General features: G+C 41.5%; 18 protein-coding genes and 1 tRNA gene. 5 read left to right on the forward strand and 14 right to left on the reverse strand.

Features of this window, described 5'->3' with window-relative positions:
- Nucleotides 1-5: 5 nt before the first annotated feature.
- Nucleotides 6-82, reverse strand: a tRNA-Pro gene (locus tag OIZ54_RS09695).
- A 341-nt stretch (nucleotides 83-423) separates the two neighbouring features.
- Here OIZ54_RS09695 and folD point away from each other — a divergent pair.
- A complete protein-coding gene (gene folD, locus OIZ54_RS09700; RefSeq protein WP_029772557.1) occupies nucleotides 424-1278 on the forward strand; it encodes a bifunctional methylenetetrahydrofolate dehydrogenase/methenyltetrahydrofolate cyclohydrolase FolD in 855 nt (284 codons plus the stop codon).
- A gap of 72 nt (nucleotides 1279-1350) precedes the next feature.
- On the opposite strand, the gene cysS is transcribed toward folD, so the two are convergent.
- Together cysS and OIZ54_RS20330 are read right to left on the reverse strand one after the other, a co-directional pair.
- A complete protein-coding gene (cysS, locus tag OIZ54_RS09705; RefSeq protein WP_055253120.1) occupies nucleotides 1351-2730 on the reverse strand; it encodes a cysteine--tRNA ligase in 1380 nt (459 codons plus the stop codon).
- A gap of 100 nt (nucleotides 2731-2830) precedes the next feature.
- Nucleotides 2831-3079, reverse strand: a complete 249-nt coding sequence (locus OIZ54_RS20330; RefSeq protein WP_413680490.1) for a hypothetical protein — start codon at nucleotides 3077-3079, stop codon at nucleotides 2831-2833.
- Between the two features lie 64 nt (nucleotides 3080-3143).
- On the opposite strand from OIZ54_RS20330, the gene OIZ54_RS09710 reads away from it, so the two are divergent.
- The 3 genes from OIZ54_RS09710 to OIZ54_RS09720 all read left to right on the forward strand — a co-directional run bounded on the left by OIZ54_RS09710 (nucleotide 3144) and on the right by OIZ54_RS09720 (nucleotide 5310).
- Nucleotides 3144-3635, forward strand: a complete 492-nt coding sequence (locus OIZ54_RS09710; protein ID WP_024032242.1) for a peptidylprolyl isomerase — start codon at nucleotides 3144-3146, stop codon at nucleotides 3633-3635.
- An 84-nt stretch (nucleotides 3636-3719) separates the two neighbouring features.
- Nucleotides 3720-4457 (forward strand): UDP-2,3-diacylglucosamine diphosphatase, encoded by a 738-nt coding sequence (locus tag OIZ54_RS09715; protein WP_055253121.1) that lies wholly within the window; start codon nucleotides 3720-3722, stop codon nucleotides 4455-4457.
- A 52-nt stretch (nucleotides 4458-4509) separates the two neighbouring features.
- Nucleotides 4510-5310 carry a substrate-binding periplasmic protein gene (locus OIZ54_RS09720; RefSeq protein ID WP_264390286.1) on the forward strand — a complete coding sequence of 267 codons (801 nt, stop codon included), beginning with the start codon at nucleotides 4510-4512 and terminating at the stop codon, nucleotides 5308-5310.
- A gap of 32 nt (nucleotides 5311-5342) precedes the next feature.
- Here OIZ54_RS09720 and miaE read toward each other — a convergent pair whose 3' ends face one another.
- Complete coding sequence (gene miaE / locus OIZ54_RS09725; protein WP_264390288.1) at nucleotides 5343-6113, reverse strand: tRNA isopentenyl-2-thiomethyl-A-37 hydroxylase MiaE; 771 nt, start codon at nucleotides 6111-6113, stop codon at nucleotides 5343-5345.
- A 215-nt stretch (nucleotides 6114-6328) separates the two neighbouring features.
- Between miaE and OIZ54_RS09730 the strand changes: the two genes are divergently transcribed.
- A complete protein-coding gene (locus tag OIZ54_RS09730; RefSeq protein ID WP_004586887.1) occupies nucleotides 6329-6928 on the forward strand; it encodes a Yip1 family protein in 600 nt (199 codons plus the stop codon).
- Nucleotides 6929-7028: 100 nt separating this feature from the next.
- Here the strand turns inward: OIZ54_RS09730 and purF are convergent, their stop codons facing one another.
- The 10 genes from purF to fabB all read right to left on the reverse strand — a co-directional run bounded on the left by purF (nucleotide 7029) and on the right by fabB (nucleotide 21666).
- The gene (gene purF, locus OIZ54_RS09735) at nucleotides 7029-8555 is read right to left on the reverse strand and encodes an amidophosphoribosyltransferase (RefSeq protein ID WP_004586886.1); all 1527 of its coding nucleotides are present in this window, start codon (nucleotides 8553-8555) and stop codon (nucleotides 7029-7031) included.
- Nucleotides 8556-8573: 18 nt separating this feature from the next.
- On the reverse strand, nucleotides 8574-9068 hold the full coding sequence (locus tag OIZ54_RS09740) for a CvpA family protein (protein WP_004586885.1): 495 nt from the start codon (nucleotides 9066-9068) through the stop codon (nucleotides 8574-8576).
- 171 nt (nucleotides 9069-9239) lie between these two features.
- Complete coding sequence (locus tag OIZ54_RS09745; protein WP_264390290.1) at nucleotides 9240-9875, reverse strand: SPOR domain-containing protein; 636 nt, start codon at nucleotides 9873-9875, stop codon at nucleotides 9240-9242.
- 11 nt (nucleotides 9876-9886) lie between these two features.
- On the reverse strand, nucleotides 9887-11152 hold the full coding sequence (gene folC, locus OIZ54_RS09750) for a bifunctional tetrahydrofolate synthase/dihydrofolate synthase (protein WP_264390291.1): 1266 nt from the start codon (nucleotides 11150-11152) through the stop codon (nucleotides 9887-9889).
- Between the two features lie 25 nt (nucleotides 11153-11177).
- Nucleotides 11178-12053 (reverse strand): acetyl-CoA carboxylase, carboxyltransferase subunit beta, encoded by an 876-nt coding sequence (accD, locus tag OIZ54_RS09755; RefSeq protein WP_024032247.1) that lies wholly within the window; start codon nucleotides 12051-12053, stop codon nucleotides 11178-11180.
- Between the two features lie 140 nt (nucleotides 12054-12193).
- A complete protein-coding gene (gene truA, locus OIZ54_RS09760) occupies nucleotides 12194-12988 on the reverse strand; it encodes a tRNA pseudouridine(38-40) synthase TruA (RefSeq protein ID WP_054983053.1) in 795 nt (264 codons plus the stop codon).
- Between the two features lie 270 nt (nucleotides 12989-13258).
- Complete coding sequence (locus tag OIZ54_RS09765) at nucleotides 13259-17803, reverse strand: FimV/HubP family polar landmark protein (RefSeq protein ID WP_264390294.1); 4545 nt, start codon at nucleotides 17801-17803, stop codon at nucleotides 13259-13261.
- 352 nt (nucleotides 17804-18155) lie between these two features.
- A complete protein-coding gene (locus OIZ54_RS09770) occupies nucleotides 18156-19172 on the reverse strand; it encodes an aspartate-semialdehyde dehydrogenase (RefSeq protein ID WP_004588395.1) in 1017 nt (338 codons plus the stop codon).
- A 45-nt stretch (nucleotides 19173-19217) separates the two neighbouring features.
- Nucleotides 19218-20339, reverse strand: coding sequence for a 4-phosphoerythronate dehydrogenase (locus tag OIZ54_RS09775; RefSeq protein ID WP_264390296.1), 1122 nt, complete (start codon nucleotides 20337-20339; stop codon nucleotides 19218-19220).
- Nucleotides 20340-20451: 112 nt separating this feature from the next.
- On the reverse strand, nucleotides 20452-21666 hold the full coding sequence (gene fabB / locus OIZ54_RS09780) for a beta-ketoacyl-ACP synthase I (protein WP_264390298.1): 1215 nt from the start codon (nucleotides 21664-21666) through the stop codon (nucleotides 20452-20454).
- Nucleotides 21667-21847: the final 181 nt, after the last annotated feature.

Here is a 21847-nt window from a genome sequence, read left to right on the forward strand (position 1 = left end):
AGAAGTGGTCGGCGATGCAGGATTTGAACCTGCGACCCCTTGGACCCAAACCAAGTGCGCTACCAAACTGCGCTAATCGCCGATGCTTACGATTGCCTGCGAGTGACCTCGTTGACAACGGGGTGCATAATAGTGATTTGCCTGGGAGAGGTCAAACGTTTTTTGCATAAAATAAATCAATCGGTCATTTTTAGTTCATAATGGTTAAATATTGCAAAACTAAGCTGAAATTTAGACGCTTTTTTTGAAAACACCGGTTTATAACCTAAAAGCAACTTGGCGCTTCGGGCCTTTTCTGCGAAAATAGCCTGCATATTAAAAAAGCATTAATAAAATTAATTTTTTGCATACACCCCTCTTTATATGCAGATGCTTTTAAAATATAAGTATCGAAGTTTATTTAACCCCAATTAAAGGTCCCCCATGACGGCAAACATCATTGATGGTAAGGCAATCGCAAAACAAGTACGTAGTGCAGTGGCTGAGCGCGTAAGCGAACGCGTTGCAAACGGTTTACGTGCACCCGGTTTAGCAGTAGTGCTGGTAGGGCTTGACCCTGCAAGCCAAGTTTACGTTGGCTCTAAGCGTAAAGCGTGTGAAGAAGTAGGATTTATTTCAAAGTCATTTGATTTACCAGCGCAAACCAGCGAAGAAGAACTACTAGCATTAATTGATGAGCTAAATAACGATGGCGAAGTAGATGGTATTTTAGTGCAACTACCGCTACCTGAAGGCCTTGATGCAGAAAAGATTTTAGAACGTATTACACCACATAAAGATGTAGACGGTTTTCACCCTTACAATATTGGCCGCTTAGCGCAACGTATGCCGGCGCTGCGCCCATGTACACCAAAAGGGATTATTACCTTATTAGATTCAACGGGCGTGCGTTACAAAGGGATGCATGCGGTAGTTGTTGGTGCCTCTAATATTGTTGGCCGCCCTATGTCGCTTGAGTTATTACTTGCCGGTTGTACTACAACGGTATGTCACAAATTTACACAAGACTTAGAAACCCATGTGCGCCGCGCAGACTTATTAGTAGTGGCCGTAGGTAAACCTGAATTCATACCTGGTGAGTGGGTAAAAGAAGGTGCAATTGTGATTGATGTAGGTATTAACCGTTTAGATACAGGCAAGTTAGTGGGCGATGTTCAATACAGTGTTGCAGAGCAAAAAGCTGATTTTATTACTCCTGTACCGGGTGGCGTTGGCCCAATGACTGTAGCAAGTTTAATTGAAAACACCCTCGAAGCATGTGAAAAATACCACAGTTAAATTAATGCCTTAGCATTAAAAAAGGGTTGCCAACTGGCAACCCTTTTTAGTTTAAAAGCTACTTTAACGCATTTACGCTTTACGCCACGTTGTTTTACCTGCTGAGTCTTCAAGCACGACACCGAGTGCATTAAGTGCATCACGTGCTTCATCAGCAGCGGCCCAATCTTTGTTTACGCGCGCTTCATTACGTTTTACAATCAGCGCTTCGATAGTGGCCACTTCATCATCATCTTGCCCGCCTTGCAAAAACGATTCAGGTGCTTGCTGGGCAACACCAAGCACTTCGCCTATGCTGCGTAGCACAAATGCTAATTGCCCTGCTTGCTGTGTATCGGTGTCTTTAACACGGTTTAGCTCTTTAGCCAGTTCAAATAAAACCGGTAACGCCTCTGGTGTATTAAAATCATCATTCATGGCTTTTCTAAATTTAGCCACGTACTCATTGTTTTCAATATCACACGTTATTGGCTCAACACCACGAAGTGCTGTGTAAATACGTTCAAGCGATGAACGTGCTTGATCTAAATTCTCTTGCGAGTAATTTAGCTGGCTACGGTAATGCCCTGAGATTAAAAAGTAACGAACTGATTCAGCGTCATATGTTTTTAGTACCTCACGCACAGTAAAAAAGTTGTCTAATGATTTAGACATTTTTTCTTTATTTACTTGTACCATGCCTGTGTGGATCCATGTATTTACATACTTACCATTGTTTGCACAGCATGATTGCGCAATTTCGTTTTCGTGATGCGGAAACTGTAAATCAGAGCCGCCACCGTGAATATCAAAATGCTCGCCTAAATGCTTTGAGCTCATTGCTGAACATTCTATATGCCAACCCGGACGCCCTTCTCCCCACGGAGATGACCATGAAGGTTCGCCTGCTTTTGCTTTTTTCCACAATACAAAATCAAGCGGATCGTCTTTATCTTGGGCGACCTCTACGCGAGAGCCTGCTTGGAGCATACTTAAATCTTGCTGCGATAGTGCGCCGTACTGCTCAAACGTAGAAACATCAAAAAGCACGTCACCGTCGTTTGCTACGTACGCATGGCCTTTTGCAATTAAGCGCTCAACCATTTCGATAATTTCATCCATATGATTTGTAACCGTAGGTTCAATATCTGGGCGCAGCATGTTTAGGCTATCAAAGTCTTCGTGCATGGCTTGGGTCATACGCAAAGTTAGGTCATTAATTGACTCGCCATTTTCGTTTGCGCGTTTGATTATTTTGTCATCTACGTCGGTAATATTACGTACGTATTTTAAGTCGTAACCAAGGTGGCGAAGGTAGCGGACAATAACATCAAACCCGACAAATGTACGCGCATGACCGATATGACAAAAATCATAAATGGTGATACCACACACATACATGTCGATTTTGCCTTCGACCATAGGTTTAAACTGCTCTTTTTGTCGCGTGAGTGTGTTGTATATTTGTACCATTTACTTTTAGTCCTTGACTGTTTGCTGAGTTGGCTATGTTAACACTTGAAAAGCCCCCGCTCTAGCGCTTTTTATACCCAAACCTCTTCAATACGCGTGTTTAAGTTGGAATTAAAACCAATTTTGGCGAGGCCTTGATTGTATGTAATAGAGGTTCTGTTGTTAAAATTAATAACACTGTAAAAATCAGTTTTAAACCACCCTGTTTATTGCTTAACAGACTCTTGCTCTGTGCATGGTTATATATTGAGAGAAAATACCACAACGGCAAAATACCGCCTCGATATTGACCCCCTGTAAAACGCACAAGTATATACCTTGGGCAGCTTTGGATATATTGAACAAGCACTTTGTTTATCTTAGTTAACTAAGATAAAATAGCGCGACTAATTAAACCAGATATAGGAAACCACATGGTTGTTCTACACACTAATTTTGGTGACATCACCATTAAAATGTTTGAGCAAGAAGCTCCAAACACAGTTAAAAACTTTTTAGAGTACGCAAACTCAGGTTTTTACAACGGCACTATTTTTCACCGCGTAATTGACGGCTTTATGGTGCAAGGCGGTGGGTTTGTACCTGGTATGGAACAAAAAGACGTTAACGACCCAATTCAAAACGAAGCAAATAATGGCTTATCTAATAAAGTAGGTACATTAGCAATGGCGCGTACGCCTGATCCACATTCAGCAACAGCCCAATTTTTTATTAACGTTAACGACAACGACTTTTTAAACCACAGCAGCGAAACTTCGCAAGGCTGGGGTTACTGTGTATTTGCTGAAGTAGTTGAAGGCATGGACGTAGTAAATAAAATTAAAGGTGTAGCAACAGGCAGCGCTGGTTTTCACCAAGACGTACCGCTTGAAAATGTAATCATCGAAAACGTTACTGTAAGCTAAACGTTTACTCATATACTGAGTAATTAAGCGGGCATGGTACATTATGTATGCGCCCGCTTTTATTTAACCTAACTAGATGCCTCTATGACTTCTCAAACCTACTTTATTGCAGACTTACACCTAAGTGAAAACCGCCCAGATATTAGCGAGGCTTTTTATCGCTTTATAAATACGCACATTATTGGTAAGCCCGTAGATGCACTGTATATTTTAGGTGATTTTTTTGAAGTATGGGTTGGGGATGACTACGTAACAGAATTGGCTAGTGAGGTAGCAAAGCATTTAAAAGCAGTTAAAGATGGCGGAACACCAGTGTACTTTATACACGGTAATCGCGATTTTATTATGCGTGAGCAATACGCTAAACGCGCAGGTATGGTATTGCTAAACGAGCAAACGGTTATAGATTTATATGGCACTCCCACTGTTATTTTGCACGGTGATGAAATGTGTACTCAAGATATTGAGTATCAAAAGTTTCGTAAAAAAAGTCGCGGTTGGTGGTGGCCTAAATTAATGTTAGCAATGCCACTATGGTACAGAAAAAAAATTGCTCGCAATGCCAGAGAAAAAAGCAAATTAAGCCAAGCCGACAAACCCATAGAAATTTTAGACGTAGTAGATGACGCCGTACTAGCGATGTTTGCCAAGTATAATGTAAGCAACATGATACACGGCCACACCCACCGCCCTAACGTACACACTTACACTGTAGGTAAGCAAACACTAACACGAACTGTGCTTGGTGATTGGTATACTCAAGGCTCATATTTAGTGGTTACTCCACAAGGTCAAAAACTCATTAATACGCCCTTCGCATAATCTCAAATCCTGACTATTATTTAAGTACTTTTTGGTAATAGGATAAGGATATATGTATAAAGCTATTTATTGTTTGGTGCTTTGTTGCATTTTTTCCAAAGGGTATGCCTCAGAAAATTGGCAGCTCGTCGCCGAAAACTCCCCACCCTATATTGGTGAGCGCTTAATTGATAACGGCTGGGTTACTGCCTTAACTAAAGCCGCCTTAGCTAATCAAAATATTAATAACGACATCGAGTTTACCAGCTGGAACAGGGCGCTGGAGCTTACCAAAAAAAATAAAAAAGATGCGATTTTAGGCGCTTTTTATACAAAGTCGCGTACTGATCTTTTTTATTATTCGCGCCCACTTGCTAACGTATACGTTGGACTATTTAAGCTCAAAGACAGACAAATAAACTATGACGGCAGTATGGACTCTTTACAGCCATACAGTATTTGTAAAGGCGTTGGCTATGCAGTAAGTGAAGTTTTTTCTGAAAGTAATGGCCTGGCCGTAACCTCAACTCGCGGGCTAATTAACAGTTTATATATGCTTCAAAAAGGACGAATAGACTTAGTAGCAGGCACTAAAGAAGTGGGTGAATACTGGTTAAAAAACACCGAAAAGCTTAATGAACCCGGCGCGCCACAAGTTGAATATATTTCGCCCGATTTAGAGCATCATCAACTACATGTTATGTTTCCAAAGTCTGACCCTGATGCAAAACAAAAAAGAGACGCGCTTGAACAAGGCTTTTCTACTATTTTATACAATGGCACCGCAAAAGAGCTATTAGTAAAACATGGCTTTTCTCAAAGCACGGCGCTTGAGCTCATAGACTTTATAGAAAGAAGTAGCACACCTAACTAACCGGTGTGCTTAAAGAGCTAAATAGCACCACTTTAGTTAGTAACTAGTGCAGGTGCGCCACTGTGAAATTTAAAGTCTTCATCAGGGCTAGTGATCAAATCGGCCTCAATTGTACCAAAAAAGTCTACTCGCTCAGTAATATCAAAATCAGCAATTTCTTGTGCCAGTGTTAAGTAATCTTGATAATGGCGCGCCTCAGAGCGAAGCAATGAAATATAAAAATCGCCTAAGCGTTTATCAACATGTGGAGCAAGTGCAGCAAAACGCTCACATGAGCGAGCCTCAATATAAGCACCTACAATTAGTTTATCGACTAATGCATTAGGCTCAAACGTTTTAACGTTACGTAGCATCCCTTTAGCGTAACGACACGGTGTAATACTGCGGTACTCTACTCCATACTCGTCCATTATTTCGAGCACTTGATAAAAGTGATGTAATTCTTCTTTTATTAGCATCACCATTTTATCTATTAAATCTTGCCCGTAAGGTGAGTTAGACTTTGGGATAATAGATTTTGTAAGTTTATTTTTAGCCGCTAAATCACGCCAATTACCTTCGCGTTTATAAATAAGTGTTTCAAAGGGCTTTAGCCATTCAAGTAATGCATCGCTGCTGTCTTTATCTACCGCGTACTTACGAATTAAAAACATTGCACTTTGCGCTGCTTTTAACTCACAAATTAAGTGATCGATTAAAATAATCGATAAATTTTCTTTTTTTACTGCCTCAATAACCCATTCATTTGGGGTTTCACACAATAAAAAATTATTAATAGGGGCTAAAAGTTCGCTATGTGGCACAGGGCTGCTCGTTACTTCAAATAATAAAAAGCCATTTTAACACGAAAAATAACGAAGAATAAAACGAGCTAAAACAACCTCTTTAAAATGTTAATAAGCAGTTAACTTGACTTTGTATATGAACTAAACCATAAATATAGGTGCTGTATAAAAAACAAACTAACTAAAACTAAATTATAACCAACAGTAATACGTTCCTTTTATGGAGTACCGCTATGATACTGAACCACCTGTGGGGCATTTATGCTCATCCACTCGAAGAATGGCAAACAATAGATAACCGCCACGAAAGCCTGACTTATAGCCTGTCGCATATTTTACTTATTGCATTATTTCCATCGATTATGGGGTATTACTCATCGGTGTATTTAGGCTGGAGTATTGGTGCGGGCAACCCAGTATTTTTAACACATGAAAGCGCATTGCTAATTGCCGTGGCTATGTATGGTGCGTTAATAGCCGGTGTGTTTGCACTGGCCTATTTAGCCCATTGGATGGCCGTTACATTTGGTGCTAAACCTACCTTTACACAAACGCTTGAACTTGCCGCTTATACTGCTACACCCGTGTTTATGTCGGCCTTAGCCGCTTTTTTACCTGAGCTGTGGTTTGTTGTTTGCGTAGGTATGATTGCCCTAGCCTACTCGGTGTACTTGCTTTATACAGGCGTGCCAATACTAATGCATATTCCACAAGAGCGCGGCTTTATTTATGCCAGCTCTGTTGTTACCTGCGGGCTAATTTTATTGGTAATAATTTTAGCTGTAACCGCAATACTTTGGACTAACGGCATTGTGAGTCCAATGTTTACCTAATCAACCACGTTGTTTGATATGAAGTGTTCCCTTTCTTTCCTTCGCAAAAAAGGAGCTAATTAGCTCCTTTTTTTTATGTCTGATTATGTTTAATCACACATTAATCAGCTTCGTTGGCATCTTGATTGTGTATTTCAAGGCCTGATGACATGGCGTTTTCGCGGTTACTTTTAGCCGAGTCGTTACGCAATTGATCAATATGATTTAAGTAATCTTGATCGATATCGCCGGTAATGTATTGCCCATCAAATACAGAGGTTTCAAACTTAGTAATTTCTGGGTTTTCTTGGCTTACAGCGGCAATTAAATCGTTTAGTGATTGAAAAATTAAGCCATCAGCACTGATGCTTTGGTTAATGTCTTCAACTTCGCGGCCATGCGCAATAAGCTCTGCGGCAGATGGCATATCAATACCATACACATTAGGAAAACGAATTTCTGGTGCTGCTGAGGCAAAATACACATTTTTTGCTCCGGCTTCACGGGCCATTTCTACAATTTGTGCCGAGGTTGTACCGCGTACAATTGAATCATCAACCAGTAAAACGTTTTTACCTTTAAACTCACGGTCAATCGCATTTAGCTTTTGACGCACTGACTTTTTACGCATTTCTTGGCCAGGCATGATAAATGTACGACCAATATAACGGTTTTTAACAAAGCCTTGGCGGTAAGGTAAATCAAGCATGCGGGCAATTTCTAACGCCACATCGCATGAGGTTTCAGGAATTGGGATAACAACATCAATGTCTTTATCGCTCCACTCACGCGCAATTTTTTCACCCAGTTTAGTACCCATGTTTACACGCGTTGCGTAAACCGACATACGATCGATGGTTGAATCAGGGCGAGCAAAATAAACAAACTCAAAAATACACGGCGCATAAGAGGCTTTTTCAGCACAACTTTGTGAATGAAATTGGCCATCTTCAGTTACGTAAATCGCTTCACCTGGTGCAACGTCACGCACAAATTCAAAGCCGTCTGGCTTTAATGCTACGCTTTCTGAGGCAAACATGTACTCAGTGCCTTTAGGGGTTTCACGCTTACCAAATACCAAAGGACGGATACCATTAGGGTCACGAAATGCTAAAACACCGTGGCCAATAATCATCGCAATAGCGGCGTAGCCACCGGTTACTTTGTTGTTTACTTCGGTTACTGCAGTGAAGATGTCTTCAGCGTCTAAATGTAATTTGTCAGACTTACTTAGCTCATGTGCCATGATATTAAGTAGTATTTCTGAGTCAGACGTTGTATTAACGTGACGACGCGCTTCTGAGAACAGTTGCTGCTTTAGAGTTTCAGCATTGGTTAAATTACCATTATGCGCAAGCGCAATACCAAATGGTGAATTAACGTAAAACGGCTGCGCTTCAGATGAACTTGACGAGCCAGCAGTAGGGTAACGTACGTGGCCAATACCAATTGTGCCTTGTAGTCGTTTCATATGGCGGGTGTGAAACACATCCTTTACTAGGCCATTTGCTTTGCGCAAGCTAAACGTATTGTTTTCAATGGTAATGATGCCCGCGGCATCTTGACCTCGGTGCTGCAAAACAGTTAAGCCATCATAAATCGCCTGATTAACAGGAGATGTTCCGACTATCCCAACGATACCACACATGTAATTTATCCTCGCCGATTAACGGTTTACTGAATTTAAAAAGCTCGAGTTGTTTTCTAGGTACGAAAAGAACCATTCAACAACAAAGCCAAATTCTGGAATCAAAATAGAATTGCCCCACCAGTGCGTGTTTGGTGCACCAGTAAAAGCATCAAGAAAGAAGAGTAACGCGCTCACGACCAACACGCCTCGTAACGCACCAAAAACAATGCCGAAGACACGATCGGTGCCAGATAAACCAGTACGTTGTACAAGCTCACCTAAAATGTAGTTTAGTAAACCGCCTAACAGTAGCGTCGCAAAGAAGAGTATGGCAATGGCCGCCGCATTTCTTAAAAGGGGTTCAGAAATACTTGTTAGGAAGGAAGCTAAATATTGGTAAAACAAACTAGAGATGATAAATGCGCAAGCCCATACTGCTAATGACATAGCTTCTTTAACAAAGCCGCGTATTAAACCGATGATGGTAGACAGTGCAATGATGCCAAGAATGGCGTAATCAACCCAGATCATATTAACCAATTAGTCGCTATTTTGGGGCGCATTCTATACCCAAACCTCGTTAATATGCAAGTTAAAGCGGGAGATAACCAGCAACTAGCACGTACAAAAACTTATCACTTTAACGGCTATTTTTAGCCCTTAAAAACAAAAAAAGCCTTACTATAGTAAGGCCTTTTAAAATCAATTAGAGACACTGTATTGGGTGACTTTACCGTTTAACTTGGTAAGCGCTTTAAGCTCGGGTAACTTTTTGGTCAGCTCCCCCTTATCAAGCGAGGGCCCAACAAACACTTTAGTCAATGTGCCGTTTGGCGTTTTAATTGGTTTTGTAAACGTTTTAAAGCCTTTCGCTTTAAGCTTAGCTTGTAAGGCCTTAACATTAGCCGCATGGGAAAAACTACCTAGCTGAATTACATAGGCCATATCAGTGAGGTTTTCTTCACTTTTACGTGGCGCAATAGGTTTTGCTTTTACCGGCTCTGGCGCTTTCGCTACAGGCTCTGGCGCAGTCTGAGGCTCTATGCTTGCTTCGACTATTTCAGGCTCTGCTGCGTATTGGCTTTCTTTGCTTGTTAGCAAATCGTCATCGGCAGCTATGTCTTCAATTTGCTCTTGTTTTAAAGGCTCAGCCTGCGCTACTTTTTCATCTATAGACTCTTGAAGGTCAATAGTTTTAAACTCAGAGCGTTCAGGGATAGCTTTAAAGCCCTCTTTGTAGTGGACCTTTTCGCCATCGAGTATATTAGGAATAAACACAATTGCTGCGATCACCACAATACTGGTTCCGACTAAACGATTTATAAAACCTGAGTTCACCGACTTTCTCTCTATTTTTTAAAGTAGTTTATAGCATCTGCAACAGTAAAAAATGACCCAAACACAATTAAAAGCGTATCACTTTGCTGTGTAGGCATAATTACATTAAGCGCATCGTGCACACTATCATAGCGTTTATGCGTGCCTGTATGAGGTATAGTTTGCAACGCCGCGGCCATATTTTCAACGTTATCGCCACGAGGTATGTGCAAGCTAGTAAGAGACCAGTGATCAATTACATGGCTTACCTCTTTAAGTACACCCGCTTTATCTTTATCAGCAAGCATAGCGACTAATGCATGAATTTTAAAGCCTTTATCTTTATAGCTTGCAAGCTTTAGTGCTAAATAACGAGCAGATTCGGGGTTGTGAGCCACATCGGTAAACACTAAAGGTGAAGTGCTTAACTGCTCAAAGCGTCCCTCAACAACTAAGTTAGCTAAACAATGCTTAATTACCTCATCACTTGGCAATAGATTTAGCACAGCTAAGGTTGTTAAGGCCGTTGCTGCATTTTGTGCTGGGATCGCTGGCTTATCTAACAGCAAATTATGATTTTTATATTGCCATGTAAAATGCGCTTCGTGCTCTTTGAATATAAAATCAGTACCGGATATAACCATGCCTGCTTTAATCTCAGCACCGTAATCGGTCATTGTATGTGGTATGTTTAAATCACCAATAATAGCCGGCGTGTTTTGACGAAATATACCTGCTTTATCATAAGCAACTAACTCTCGTGTATCGCCTAGGTATTCTTTATGATCTAAATCTATGGTGGTGATCACGCTTGCATAAGGTGTAACAATATTGGTGGCATCAAAGCGCCCGCCCAAACCAACCTCAAGCAGCACATAATCAACCTCAAAGCGTTTAAAAATAGCCAGCGCACCTAGGGTGCCATATTCGAAATACGTAAGCGCCGTGCTAGCGCGACCTTGCTCTAGCGTGTTAAAGGCATCCACATGGTATTGATCATCAAGCTCTTGGCCATTTATGCGCACACGCTCGTTGTATCTAATTAAATGAGGAGAGGCATACGTACCTACGCTGTAACCTTGCGCAAGTAATAGCGATTCTAAACAGCGTGCAGTTGTGCCTTTGCCGTTTGTGCCGCCAATAAGAATAATTTTGCTGGAAGTGTTTAATAAGCCAATGTTATTTGCAACAGTAGCAACGCGTTCGAGTCCCATTTCAATATTTGCAGGGTGAACACTCTCTAAATAACAAAGCCAATCATCAAGGCTTGATGATTGGCTAGGAATTGTATTTGTCATAGCGTGTAATCAGTAAAGCTGAAATTTACGCTACTCTATGCTCTTGTTCGGTAGAAGGCAAGTTCATAAATTTAGCAAGTACGCGTGCTAATGTGTCGCGCATTTCACGACGGTCAATAATCATATCAATTGCACCGTGCTCTAATAAGAACTCACTGCGTTGAAAACCTTCTGGCAAGGTTTCACGCACTGTTTGCTCAATTACGCGCGGACCCGCAAAGCCAATTAAAGCTTTTGGCTCAGCTACGTTAATATCACCTAACATCGCTAATGATGCAGATACACCACCCATGGTTGGGTCGGTCATTACTGATATAAACGGCAGGCCTTTTTCGCTCATTTTAGCAAGCGCAGCGCTGGTTTTAGCCATTTGCATAAGCGACATAAGTGCTTCTTGCATACGTGCACCACCTGAGGCAGAAAAACACACTAATGGCATGTTGTGCTCTAAACATTGGTCTACGGCATCAACAAAACGTGCGCCTACAACCGAAGCCATTGAACCACCCATAAATGAGAATTCAAAAGCAACCGCAGCAACAGGAATACCTTTTAAGCGGCCCTTCATTGCTACTAACGCGTCTTTTTCGCCACTTGATTTTTGGGCTGCGCTAATGCGGTCTGAGTATTTTTTAGAGTCTTTAAACTTTAATACATCTTTAGGCTCGTGCTCAGTGCCAAGCTCCGTGCGGTCACCTTCATCTAAAAAGTGCTCTAAACGTTTACGGCCGCTCACACGCATGTGATGGTCGCATTTAGGACATACGTTTAATGATTTTTCTAGTTCAGCTTTATATAAAATTGAATCGCAAGCTGTACATTTAGCCCAAACGCCTTCTGGAATTTCTTTACGACCTGACGACTTAGTCGTTTTAGGTAAGATTTTTTCTAACCAACTCATTTGCAACTCTCTTAATGCTGTTCTGTGTCGCGAGTCTGCTAATAAGTAGCAGACAGATTTTTTCAATTAAAACATGAATTACACAAACACGGTATAAAAAACTGGTCTTAGTAGTTAGATAAACGCTTATAAATTCAACACTAACATTCCGAGTCAGGTAAAAATAATGGCCCTAGTGGGGTTTTAGGAATATTAAAGTGCTCTGGGTAATCTACATCTACTAAATAAAGACCCGCGGCTTTAGCCGTGGCACTGGCTTTAGCACGCTCTTTTAAATCTAATAGCTCTTTTAACCATACAGGTTGGTGCTTGTGTAGACCTATATCCATTAAACAGCCGGTAATATTACGCACCATATGGTGTAAAAAAGCGTTCGCTTTAATATCAATAATAACGTAATCGCCCTGGCGTTGTACCGATAAATGATGAATAGTTCTGTTTGCTGTATTAGCTTGGCAATGCAGCGCTCTAAAAGAGGTAAAGTCGTGCTCGCCAATTAAGTACTGACACGCCTCTTGCATTTTTGTTTCATCAAGTGGGTGATGAAAGTGCGTAACGCCTTCATTCATAACTGCGCCTCTATAAGCGTAATTATAAATAACATAACGATAACGACGCGCTGTTGCGCTAAAGCGTGCATGAAAGTCTTCACTAACAGGTTGTGCAAAACGAATCGCTATATCTTTAGGGAGTAACGTGTTCATTCCCATAGTAAATGCAACCATCTCACGGGGAGCATGGGTTTCAAAGTGTACAACTTGACCAGTGCCATGCACACCTGCATCTGTGCGGCCCGCACACACTATTTCAACCGGATGATTACAAATGCTCGACAACGCTTTTTCTACTTCTTGTTGTACGCTATTTACATGAGACTGACGTTGCCACCCACTGTAACGTGCGCCGTTGTATTCAACTCCAAGTGCTACTCGCATAATTACTGCTTTACCTACTGTGCTAATGAACGGGGCATTTTATGCTATCTCGCGGTGCAATAAAAGTAACCTCGTCTATTTATAGTTATTCGCAAAATTAAGTAATTTATTTTACCCCAATAAAACACAGCGATAAGTTAGTGAGCTTTTAACGTCCTGGGTTTAATAAACGTCTAAAACTAATTAAGTGCTTTTATAGGTTAGAGTTATTCGTACCTATAAAAAAACCGCATTAACAAAGCTAATGCGGTTTTTATAATCATGAATGCTCTAGTTAAGTTTAGCTTTTAAACTTTGCGCTTCTTCTTGTACATCTTCAGGGCCACTTTCAATAACATCTTCAATTACTTTAAGGGCTGAATCAAAGTCGTCAATTTCAATGTATGCTCTTGCCAAATCAAGCTTGGCAGAATAACCACCGCTTTCTAAGTCAACATCTGTTGGGTTATCGCCTGCAAGTAACGAATCAAAGTCACTTAAGCCTACGTCCATATTAACCTCGTCATAGGGTTCGTGCTCAAGTACTGAGTCATCGCTTTGCTCAAGTAGCGCGTCAATATCAACAAAGTCATCGGTTGTAGCCTGCTGATCACTTTGCGAAGGCTCTTCTTGCACCGCTTTCGCTTCAACTTCAGTGTCTAAGTCTTCGTTTAATAGGCTATCAAAGTCGACATCAAATTCGCTGCTATCTTCTAAATTTAACTCATCCGGTTCACCTAACTCACTAAGCAACGCATCAAAATCGGTTTGCGTTAAGTCAGCCATAAATTCATCATCTAGCTGCTCGTCGGGAATAACGTCTTCATTAGTTTGATCATCAGCAGCCTGTGTTAGCTCGGCTTCTAATTGCGAATTTGTTATTTCATCTTCAACATCTTCTGAAAGTGCTTGTTCTAAAATTGCATCGTCAAAATCAGGCTGTTCCTGCGCACTATCCGTTGCTTGCGCTTCACCTAGAGGTTCCTCTTGCGGTAAAGGCGCATCAAGCTCATCGTCAATCAGCGGCTCGTCATCTAGGTCGGCTTCTAACGCATCAACACCAGTGTTACCAGCAAGTGCATTTGCTAAGTCTTGCTCAGCTTGGCTTGGCGCCATACCGCTTGCTTGTCCATCAAGTTCATCACCTTGTAACTCTTGCGGACTATATGATTGCTGATCATCTAAATCAATTTCGTCATCGTTATCAAGCTCTAACTCAGGGTACTCGTCAAGTTCTTCACTTGGAGTTACTTGCTCATCTAATAATGCATTGAGCTCGTCTAGCTCATCAACGCTTTGCAATAAATCATCATCGAAAACCCCTTCGTCTGCATCCGTATTTTCAGATAAATCTAGCTCGCTTTCATCATCAGTTAATTCATCTAGTGATGACGGCACTTGAGCGTGGTTATCATCTGCACCTATACCATCGGTATGCTTCGGCTCAAGCTCTGGCTCTGAAAAATCGTTATCAATGAGTAACTCATCATCAAAGTCGTCTTCTAAGCTATCTAATTCACTGCCTGAAAGTGCGTTTGCTAAGTCTTGTTCAGCTTGGCTTGGCTGCATGCCTGTTGCATCACCATCAAGCTCATCTCCCAATAACTCATCAGGAAGATATTGCTGTTGCTCTGTTACATCTAACGTCTCAGGCTTATCATCTGAAAAGTCTATATCATCACTAAGCGTATCATTTACAGCATCATTTTCAGGTTGAGTATCTAAAAGCGGACTCGCTGGTGTTTCTTGTGAATCAAGCGGATCGTCACCTAAATCAACCTCTACCTCTTCAATGTCATCATCAAGATCATCTAACGCCCAATCAGGGTTTTCAACATAGTCTTCGTCTGTAGCCTGCTGTAGCTCGTTGAGTAATTCATCAACACTTTTTAGGGTATCGTCAGTGTACTCTTCCTGTGCATCTTCTGGGTCGAGTAACGTTTCTGAACTATCTGTAAAGTCAGTGTTTTCAAGCAAGTCAGCATCAAGTTCTGGTTCTTCTACAAGCTCTGGTTCCTCGAGAAGTTCAGGCTCTTCTTCGAGCTCTGGCTCATCTGCAAGCTCGGGTTCTTCTTCAAGCTCTGGTTCCTCGAGAAGTTCTGGCTCGTCTGCAAGCTCGGGTTCTTCTTCAAGTTCTGGCTCTTCTACAAGTCCAGGCTCATCTTCAAGCTCTGGTTCCTCGAGAAGTTCAGGCTCTTCTTCGAGCTCTGGCTCATCTGCAAGCTCGGGTTTTTCTTCAAGCTCTGGCTCCTCGCGAAGTTCTGGCTCTTCTACAAGTTCTGGCTCTTCTACAAGTTCTGGCTCCTCGCGAAGTTCTGGTTCTTCTACAAGCTCGGGTTCTTCTTCAAGCTCGGGTTCTTCTTCAAGCTCGGGTTCTTCTTCAAGCTCTGGCTCATCTGCAAGCTCAGGCTCTTCTACAAGTTCAGGCTCTTCTGCAAGCTCAGGCTCCTCTTCAAGCTCAGGCTCTTCTACAAGCTCTGGTTCCTCGAGAAGCTCTGGCTCATCAATAAGTGAAGACGCTAATGTTTCAATATCATCTTCGTCAAAATCTTGCTGTGCATCAGCTAGATCTTCGACTGAATCAGCTAATGCGCTATCAATATCTCGCTCTGTATCATTATCTGTTGCTACTTGAGCGGCAGGTGAATCTTCAACTTCATCGATTAGGCTATCTATGTCGTCTAAATCAAAGTCATCGCTTTCTTCAACTAGCGCGTCAGCAGGGGTTTCATCAGGTGTATCGCCGGCTTCATCAATTAAGCTGTCTATGTCGTCTAAATCAAAGTCATCGCTTTCTTCAACTAGCGCATCAGCAGGGGTTTCATCAGGTGCATCGCCCGCTTCATCAATTAAGCTGTCTATGTCGTCTAAATCAAAGTCATCGTTTTCTTCAACCAGCGCATCAGCAGGGGTTTCTTCAGGTGTATCGCCTGCGTCATCAATTAGGCTGTCTATGTCGTCTAAATCAAAGTCATCGCTTTCTTCAACTAGCGCATCAGCAGGGGTTTCTTCGGTTGTACCGCCGGCTTCATCAATTAAGCTGTCTATGTCGTCTAAATCAAAGTCATCGTTTTCTTCAACCAGCGCAGCATCAGTAGGTGTTTCTTCGGTTGTACCGCCGGCTTCATCAATTAAGCTGTCTATGTCGTCTAAATCAAAGTCATCGTTTTCTTCAACCAGCGCATCAGCAGGGGTTTCTTCGGTTGTATCGCCGGCTTCATCAATTAAGCTGTCTATGTCGTCTAAATCAAAGTCATCGTTTTCTTCAACCAGCGCAGCATCAGCAGGGGTTTCATCAGGTGTACCGCCGGCTTCATCAATTAGGCTATCTATGTCGTCTAAATCAAAGTCATCGTCTTTTGGTGATTCTTTATCAGCTTGTTGATCTAATAATTCATCAATATCAAAGTCATCATCCTCTTCTTGGGCTAGCTCTTCGCTTAAGGCGGCCAACTCATCATTGCTTTCTAAGCTGCTATCCTCGGTAGGTTGCTCAACCTCAGGCAAATCAATTTCAGGCAGGCTATCGTCCTCGTCAAATAAATCGTCTAGGTCGTCACTGCTTAAAATATCGTCCGTATCTTTTGTATCATCTAAATCAAGGTCAATTTCATCATCTTGTTTATCATCTACAGGTTCATCAAAGCCCTGCTGCATGAAAACGTCTAACTCGTCCCCTTCACTGCCTTCGTCATCAAAAACAATATCATCACTTAATAGGCTTTCTAATTCGTCTTGATCGAGCAAGTTTTCTGAATCAGAAAATTCATCGTCTAACGCATCATCGAGAGAATCATCAAATGCAATATCATCCTCTGGCAAAATATCGCTGCTATGATTGTCATCTAGTTGAATATCTAAATCATCAAGAGGGTCAGGAATGATTGGATCGTCTAACGCATCATTACTTTGCGGCTCGTCTTCGGTAAAGCTGGGCGTTTGTGGCAGAAAATCATCGTCATCTTGAGTTTCTTCGTCTTTGTTGGCGCGCTTTCGTAAAAACATCACCACAGCAAAAATAATTAATAACGCAGGAATGGTCATTAATAAAGTAAGCACAAGTGGGTTAGACATTAAAGCGCCTAGGTCAAAAGGTTCTTCTTTTGGTACTTCTTGCACTTTTTGTTGAGCTATTATTTCGTTTTGTTTTTCTATTAGCTCTTTTAGCTGTTTTTGAATTTCGCTGTCTTGACCTAGCTGTTCTTTTACATTGGCGAGCTCTTTTGAAATACCCGACAATTGTTTTTTGAGATTATTATTCTCAGCTAATATTTCTTCTACATTAATAACCGAGCTTTTAAATTGCTGCTGCAGCTCAACAAGCTTATTACCTTGCTGCGTTTTTATTTCATTTAATTCTTTTTGAATTTCTTTTTTAGCGTCGTCAACATCGGCTTTACGAGCTTGTGTTACTTTAGTTTGCGCGGCGTTAATTTCACTGGTGGTTAGTGTGCCATTTTTCTTTTTTTCCCACAGCGCGTCATCTTGCTCTGAGCGTTGTTTAGCAAGCTGTGGATTTACGCGTCTAATTTCCGCTAAGGTGGGTATTTTTAAATATGCACCACTTTGCATGTGGTTTAGGTTTTGTTCTAAAAAAGAATTAGGGTTTTTGTTATACAAGGCCTGCATAACTTGGTAAATACTAACTGAGTTATCTGGGCGTACTTTGGCAGCAATACGCCATAGTGTATCGGTTGGCTTTATAGGCCCTATTGATCGCCCTTGCGCACCATAGTCAGCGCCTTTTGGCCCCTTTAATTGGGTGCTGTCTTGAGAGTAAATTGGAGTTACTACCAATGCAGACGCTAATATAATAAGTGAAGCTAAACCGCGCATGCTGATCCTTTAATGTGTAAATGTTAAATGCTTTGCTATTTATTTAGCTGCTCAACATTAATTATTCTTGCCGTAACCAGCCAAATAGCTGATCTACATTTGTTATTACAATCTATTTTTATTGCAAGCTCTATTCCAGTTACAAACTATAAACCAGTTGCGGCCTAATATCCATTGCAACGCTTTGAAAATAAATACCTTAAAACTTTATTCTTAATACTATTTTATCGTGATAGATCAAGGCGTTTAGTTTAGTAGCAACGCTAAGCGGCAATAATTTGGCTCCCTTAAATACAAAAGCGGCAAACTATAAAAGTTTGCCGCTTAATTTACACACAATATTAGTGGGTATTTATAAGTAGTTAGCGATTAACTCTTCCGCTATTTGCACACTATTAGTGGCAGCCCCTTTGCGGGTGTTATCACTTACAACCCACATATTTAAACCATGAGGGTGCGAAATATCAGCGCGTAAGCGGCCTACGTAAACTGTATCATTACCACTGGCATCTGAAACCGCGGTTGGGTAATCGCCCTCATCTTCAATAAGCTCGACTCCTGGGGCATCATTTAAAAGCTGTTTAACGTGCTCAAAGTCATACGGCATGCGTGTTTCAATGTTGATTGACTCAGAGTGGCCAAAAAATACAGGTACACGTACACAGGTTGGGTTGACTGCAATAGTGGTATCGCCCAAAATTTTATGCGTTTCGTTTACCATTTTCATTTCTTCGCGCGTGTAGCCGTTATCTTCAAAGGTATCTATTTGAGGGATAACGTTAAATGCAATTTGCTTAGGAAAAATTTCGTTTTCCATTGGCCGAGCATTCATTAAATTAGCTGTTTGCTTTGCTAATTCATCTACGGCTTCTTTGCCTGCACCAGATACAGCTTGGTATGTAGATACATTAATGCGGTCAATACCATAAGCATCGTAAATTGGTTTAAGCGCTAGCATCATTTGAATAGTAGAGCAGTTAGGGTTTGCAATAATATTGCGATTTCTAAAGTCTTCAAGGCTTGCTGCATTAACTTCTGGTACCACTAGCGGTACTTCAAAATCATTTCTAAAATGTGAGGTGTTATCAATTACAACACAGCCCGCATCGGCTGCAATTGGCGCGTATTTTTCTGATACACTGCCACCAGCTGAAAACAAACCTATGTGTGCCTGGCTAAAGTCAAAGCCTTCTACGTCTTGCACTTCAATGGTTTCACCACGAAACTTTATGTCTTCACCTGCGCTGCGGCTACTGGCTAGTAAAAAAAGTTGGTCTACCGGAAATTTACGATCTTCCAGGGTTTCAATAATTTGACGACCTACTAAGCCTGTAGCGCCAAGTACAGCAACGTTATATTTTTGCGACATATTTTATCCTCTTTAAGCAGTGTTAAAACAACACTACTAGTTAAATTAGTTTGCGGTGTTAAAGCCAAGCTGAGCGAGTGCATCTGTATGCTGTGCACTCCCTTTTACCGTTAAAGTGCTAAACTCACGCCTGACTGGGTAGTTTTTACGTAAACTATCAAACCCGTCTTTTGCTAAGTTGCGCAGCAAAATACCATCATCACGGCGTACGTCGTAAATTAAATGCACTAAACGTGCAATATCAGCCTCAGTAAAGCTGCTTTGTAAACTTAGGCTTGTAACAGCAGGTTGTGGTAAAAAATCAGCGAGAGATTTTTCTGCGGTTACGCCTTTTAATTTACACAATGCTTGGTACAGCATTTGTGTGCCGCGGGCTTTTCCTTCAAGGGTATGGCCGGCAATGTGCACGCTGGCATAGCGCACATGATCAAGCAATGGAATTAAAATGTTAGGCTCGTTTTCCCAAACATCCAAAACCAAATCTAAGTCTGCCCCTTGCTCCATAACCGATAACAAAGCTTGATTATCAATTACTTCTCCGCGGCTCGCATTTATAACTGCTAACCCAGGCTTTAACGCTTTAAGGCGTTTTTCATCAATTAGATGATGCGTTTTGTGCTCACCGGTTTTAATCAGCGGTACATGAAAGGTAACCGCATCTACGCGCTCAAGTAGTTCGTCAAGCTCAACATGCTCGGCTAATAAGCCCTGCTCATGTTTAATTGGGTCACATAATAAAACATCAACATTAAGTGCTTTTAGTTTTTGTGCTAAACAGCTGCCAATGTTACCCACCCCAACAATACCTATTGTTTGACCACTTAAAGGGGCTGCGTTTTCTTGGCTTAAGGAAAACAAGCTACTTATTACATACTCAGCCACCGCCACTGCATTGCAACCTGGGGCACTACTAAAGGCAATGCCTTTATCGTTTAGTAACTGTGTATCTATATGATCAACACCAATAGTGGCGGTACCTACAAAGCTTAATTTATTAGCGTGGGCAAGCAAGTCACTGTTTACTTTAGTAACCGAACGCGTAAGTAATACATCAACATCAATTAACGCATCGGGTGTTAAGTTTCGTCCATCAAAGCGCGTTACCTCACCAAAGTCTGCAAAATACTGCTCAACTAAAGGCATGTTTTGATCGGCAAGAATCTTCATTGGGGAGTCCGTATGGCAAAATGAGGCGCCATTGTAACGAACAACCGAGCCATTACACAAACTAAAAAGCCGAGCAATGCTCGGCTTTTAATCACTATAAAGAGAAAACGAATTAACCTTTATATTTGCTCATAACTAATGTGGCGTTTGTACCACCAAAACCAAAGCTATTAGACATAACAGTATTAAGCTGTGCATCTCGGCGCTCAGTTACAATGTTAAGGCCTTGTGCTTGCTCATCTAGCTCATCTACGTTAATAGATGGCGCTACAAAGTCGTTTTCCATCATTAAAATTGAGAAAATAGCTTCGTGAACACCCGCAGCACCTAGTGCGTGGCCCGTTAAAGATTTAGTCGCACTAATAAGCGGCGAGTTACCACCAAACACTTCTTGAATAGCGCCTAGCTCTTTAACATCGCCTACTGGCGTAGAGGTACCGTGCGTGTTTAAGTAATCAATTGGTGTATCAACACCTTGCATTGCTTGGCGCATACAGCGTACTGCGCCTTCACCTGACGGTGCTACCATGTCGTAGCCATCAGATGTAGCACCGTAGCCTACAATTTCTGCGTAAATATGTGCGCCACGAGCAAGTGCATGCTCAAGCTCTTCTACTACAACAATACCGCCACCAGCAGAAATAACAAAACCATCGCGGTTTGCATCGTACGTACGTGATGCTTTTTCTGGTGTTTCGTTATATTTGGTAGATAACGCGCCCATTGCGTCAAATTCCATTGCAAGAGTCCAGTGAAGCTCTTCACCACCACCGGCAAAAATAACATCTTGCTTGCCTAATTGAATTTGCTCAACAGCGTGGCCAATACAATGTGCAGATGTTGCACACGCAGAGCTTATAGAATAGTTAACGCCTTTAATTTTAAATGGCGTTGCTAAACAAGCCGATGTCGTGCTTGCCATCGTACGCGGAACCATATAAGGACCTACACGCTTTACGCCTTTTTCGCGCAAAATATCGGCCGCTTCTACTTGCCACTTTGAAGAGCCACCACCAGAGCCAACTAATAAACCCGTGCGCTCATTAGATACTTGCTCATCAGATAAGCCAGCATCTTCAATTGCTTGCTTCATAGAAATATAAGAGTAAGCAGCAGCATCACCCATAAAGCGCATTGCTTTACGGTCTACGTGTTCTTTAACATCAATATCAATTTTGCCCGATACATTACTACGTAAGCTGTAATCGGCAAATTCTTGGTTAAAAGCAATACCGCTTTTGCCCGCTTTTAGTGACTCTAATACTTCTTGTTTGTTATTACCGATGCTTGATACAACACCGATACCCGTAATTACGGCTCTTCTCATGGGTAATTCCCTTAGCTTGATACTAAATTACTGTGTATTTTACGCTGTTTTTAGGTGTTAAGTGGTCAGCTTTCTAGCGTACACCTGTACTCTGAATTTAATAGCTTATAAATAACGCCAGACTATTTCAAAGAAAACCCGTAAAATAATTAAAAAATACTGTCTAAAAATTTAATAAGTC

Origin of the sequence: Pseudoalteromonas sp. A3, assembly GCF_025942345.1 — a bacterium.
Classification (GTDB): domain Bacteria; phylum Pseudomonadota; class Gammaproteobacteria; order Enterobacterales; family Alteromonadaceae; genus Pseudoalteromonas; species Pseudoalteromonas atlantica.

What these genes read in the sequence shown, in the direction of transcription:
- OIZ54_RS09775 (WP_264390296.1), bottom strand. Translation starts at nt 20,339, where the DNA reads ATGAAGATTCTTGCCGATCAAAACATGCCTTTAGTTGAGCAGTATTTT.
- folD (WP_029772557.1), top strand. Translation starts at nt 424, where the DNA reads ATGACGGCAAACATCATTGATGGTAAGGCAATCGCAAAACAAGTACGT.
- OIZ54_RS09770 (WP_004588395.1), bottom strand. Translation starts at nt 19,172, where the DNA reads ATGTCGCAAAAATATAACGTTGCTGTACTTGGCGCTACAGGCTTAGTA.
- OIZ54_RS09765 (WP_264390294.1), bottom strand. Translation starts at nt 17,803, where the DNA reads ATGCGCGGTTTAGCTTCACTTATTATATTAGCGTCTGCATTGGTAGTA.
- OIZ54_RS09730 (WP_004586887.1), top strand. Translation starts at nt 6,329, where the DNA reads ATGATACTGAACCACCTGTGGGGCATTTATGCTCATCCACTCGAAGAA.
- accD (WP_024032247.1), bottom strand. Translation starts at nt 12,053, where the DNA reads ATGAGTTGGTTAGAAAAAATCTTACCTAAAACGACTAAGTCGTCAGGT.
- fabB (WP_264390298.1), bottom strand. Translation starts at nt 21,666, where the DNA reads ATGAGAAGAGCCGTAATTACGGGTATCGGTGTTGTATCAAGCATCGGT.
- OIZ54_RS09715 (WP_055253121.1), top strand. Translation starts at nt 3,720, where the DNA reads ATGACTTCTCAAACCTACTTTATTGCAGACTTACACCTAAGTGAAAAC.
- OIZ54_RS09710 (WP_024032242.1), top strand. Translation starts at nt 3,144, where the DNA reads ATGGTTGTTCTACACACTAATTTTGGTGACATCACCATTAAAATGTTT.
- cysS (WP_055253120.1), bottom strand. Translation starts at nt 2,730, where the DNA reads ATGGTACAAATATACAACACACTCACGCGACAAAAAGAGCAGTTTAAA.
- folC (WP_264390291.1), bottom strand. Translation starts at nt 11,152, where the DNA reads ATGACAAATACAATTCCTAGCCAATCATCAAGCCTTGATGATTGGCTT.
- purF (WP_004586886.1), bottom strand. Translation starts at nt 8,555, where the DNA reads ATGTGTGGTATCGTTGGGATAGTCGGAACATCTCCTGTTAATCAGGCG.
- OIZ54_RS09720 (WP_264390286.1), top strand. Translation starts at nt 4,510, where the DNA reads ATGTATAAAGCTATTTATTGTTTGGTGCTTTGTTGCATTTTTTCCAAA.
- OIZ54_RS09740 (WP_004586885.1), bottom strand. Translation starts at nt 9,068, where the DNA reads ATGATCTGGGTTGATTACGCCATTCTTGGCATCATTGCACTGTCTACC.
- truA (WP_054983053.1), bottom strand. Translation starts at nt 12,988, where the DNA reads ATGCGAGTAGCACTTGGAGTTGAATACAACGGCGCACGTTACAGTGGG.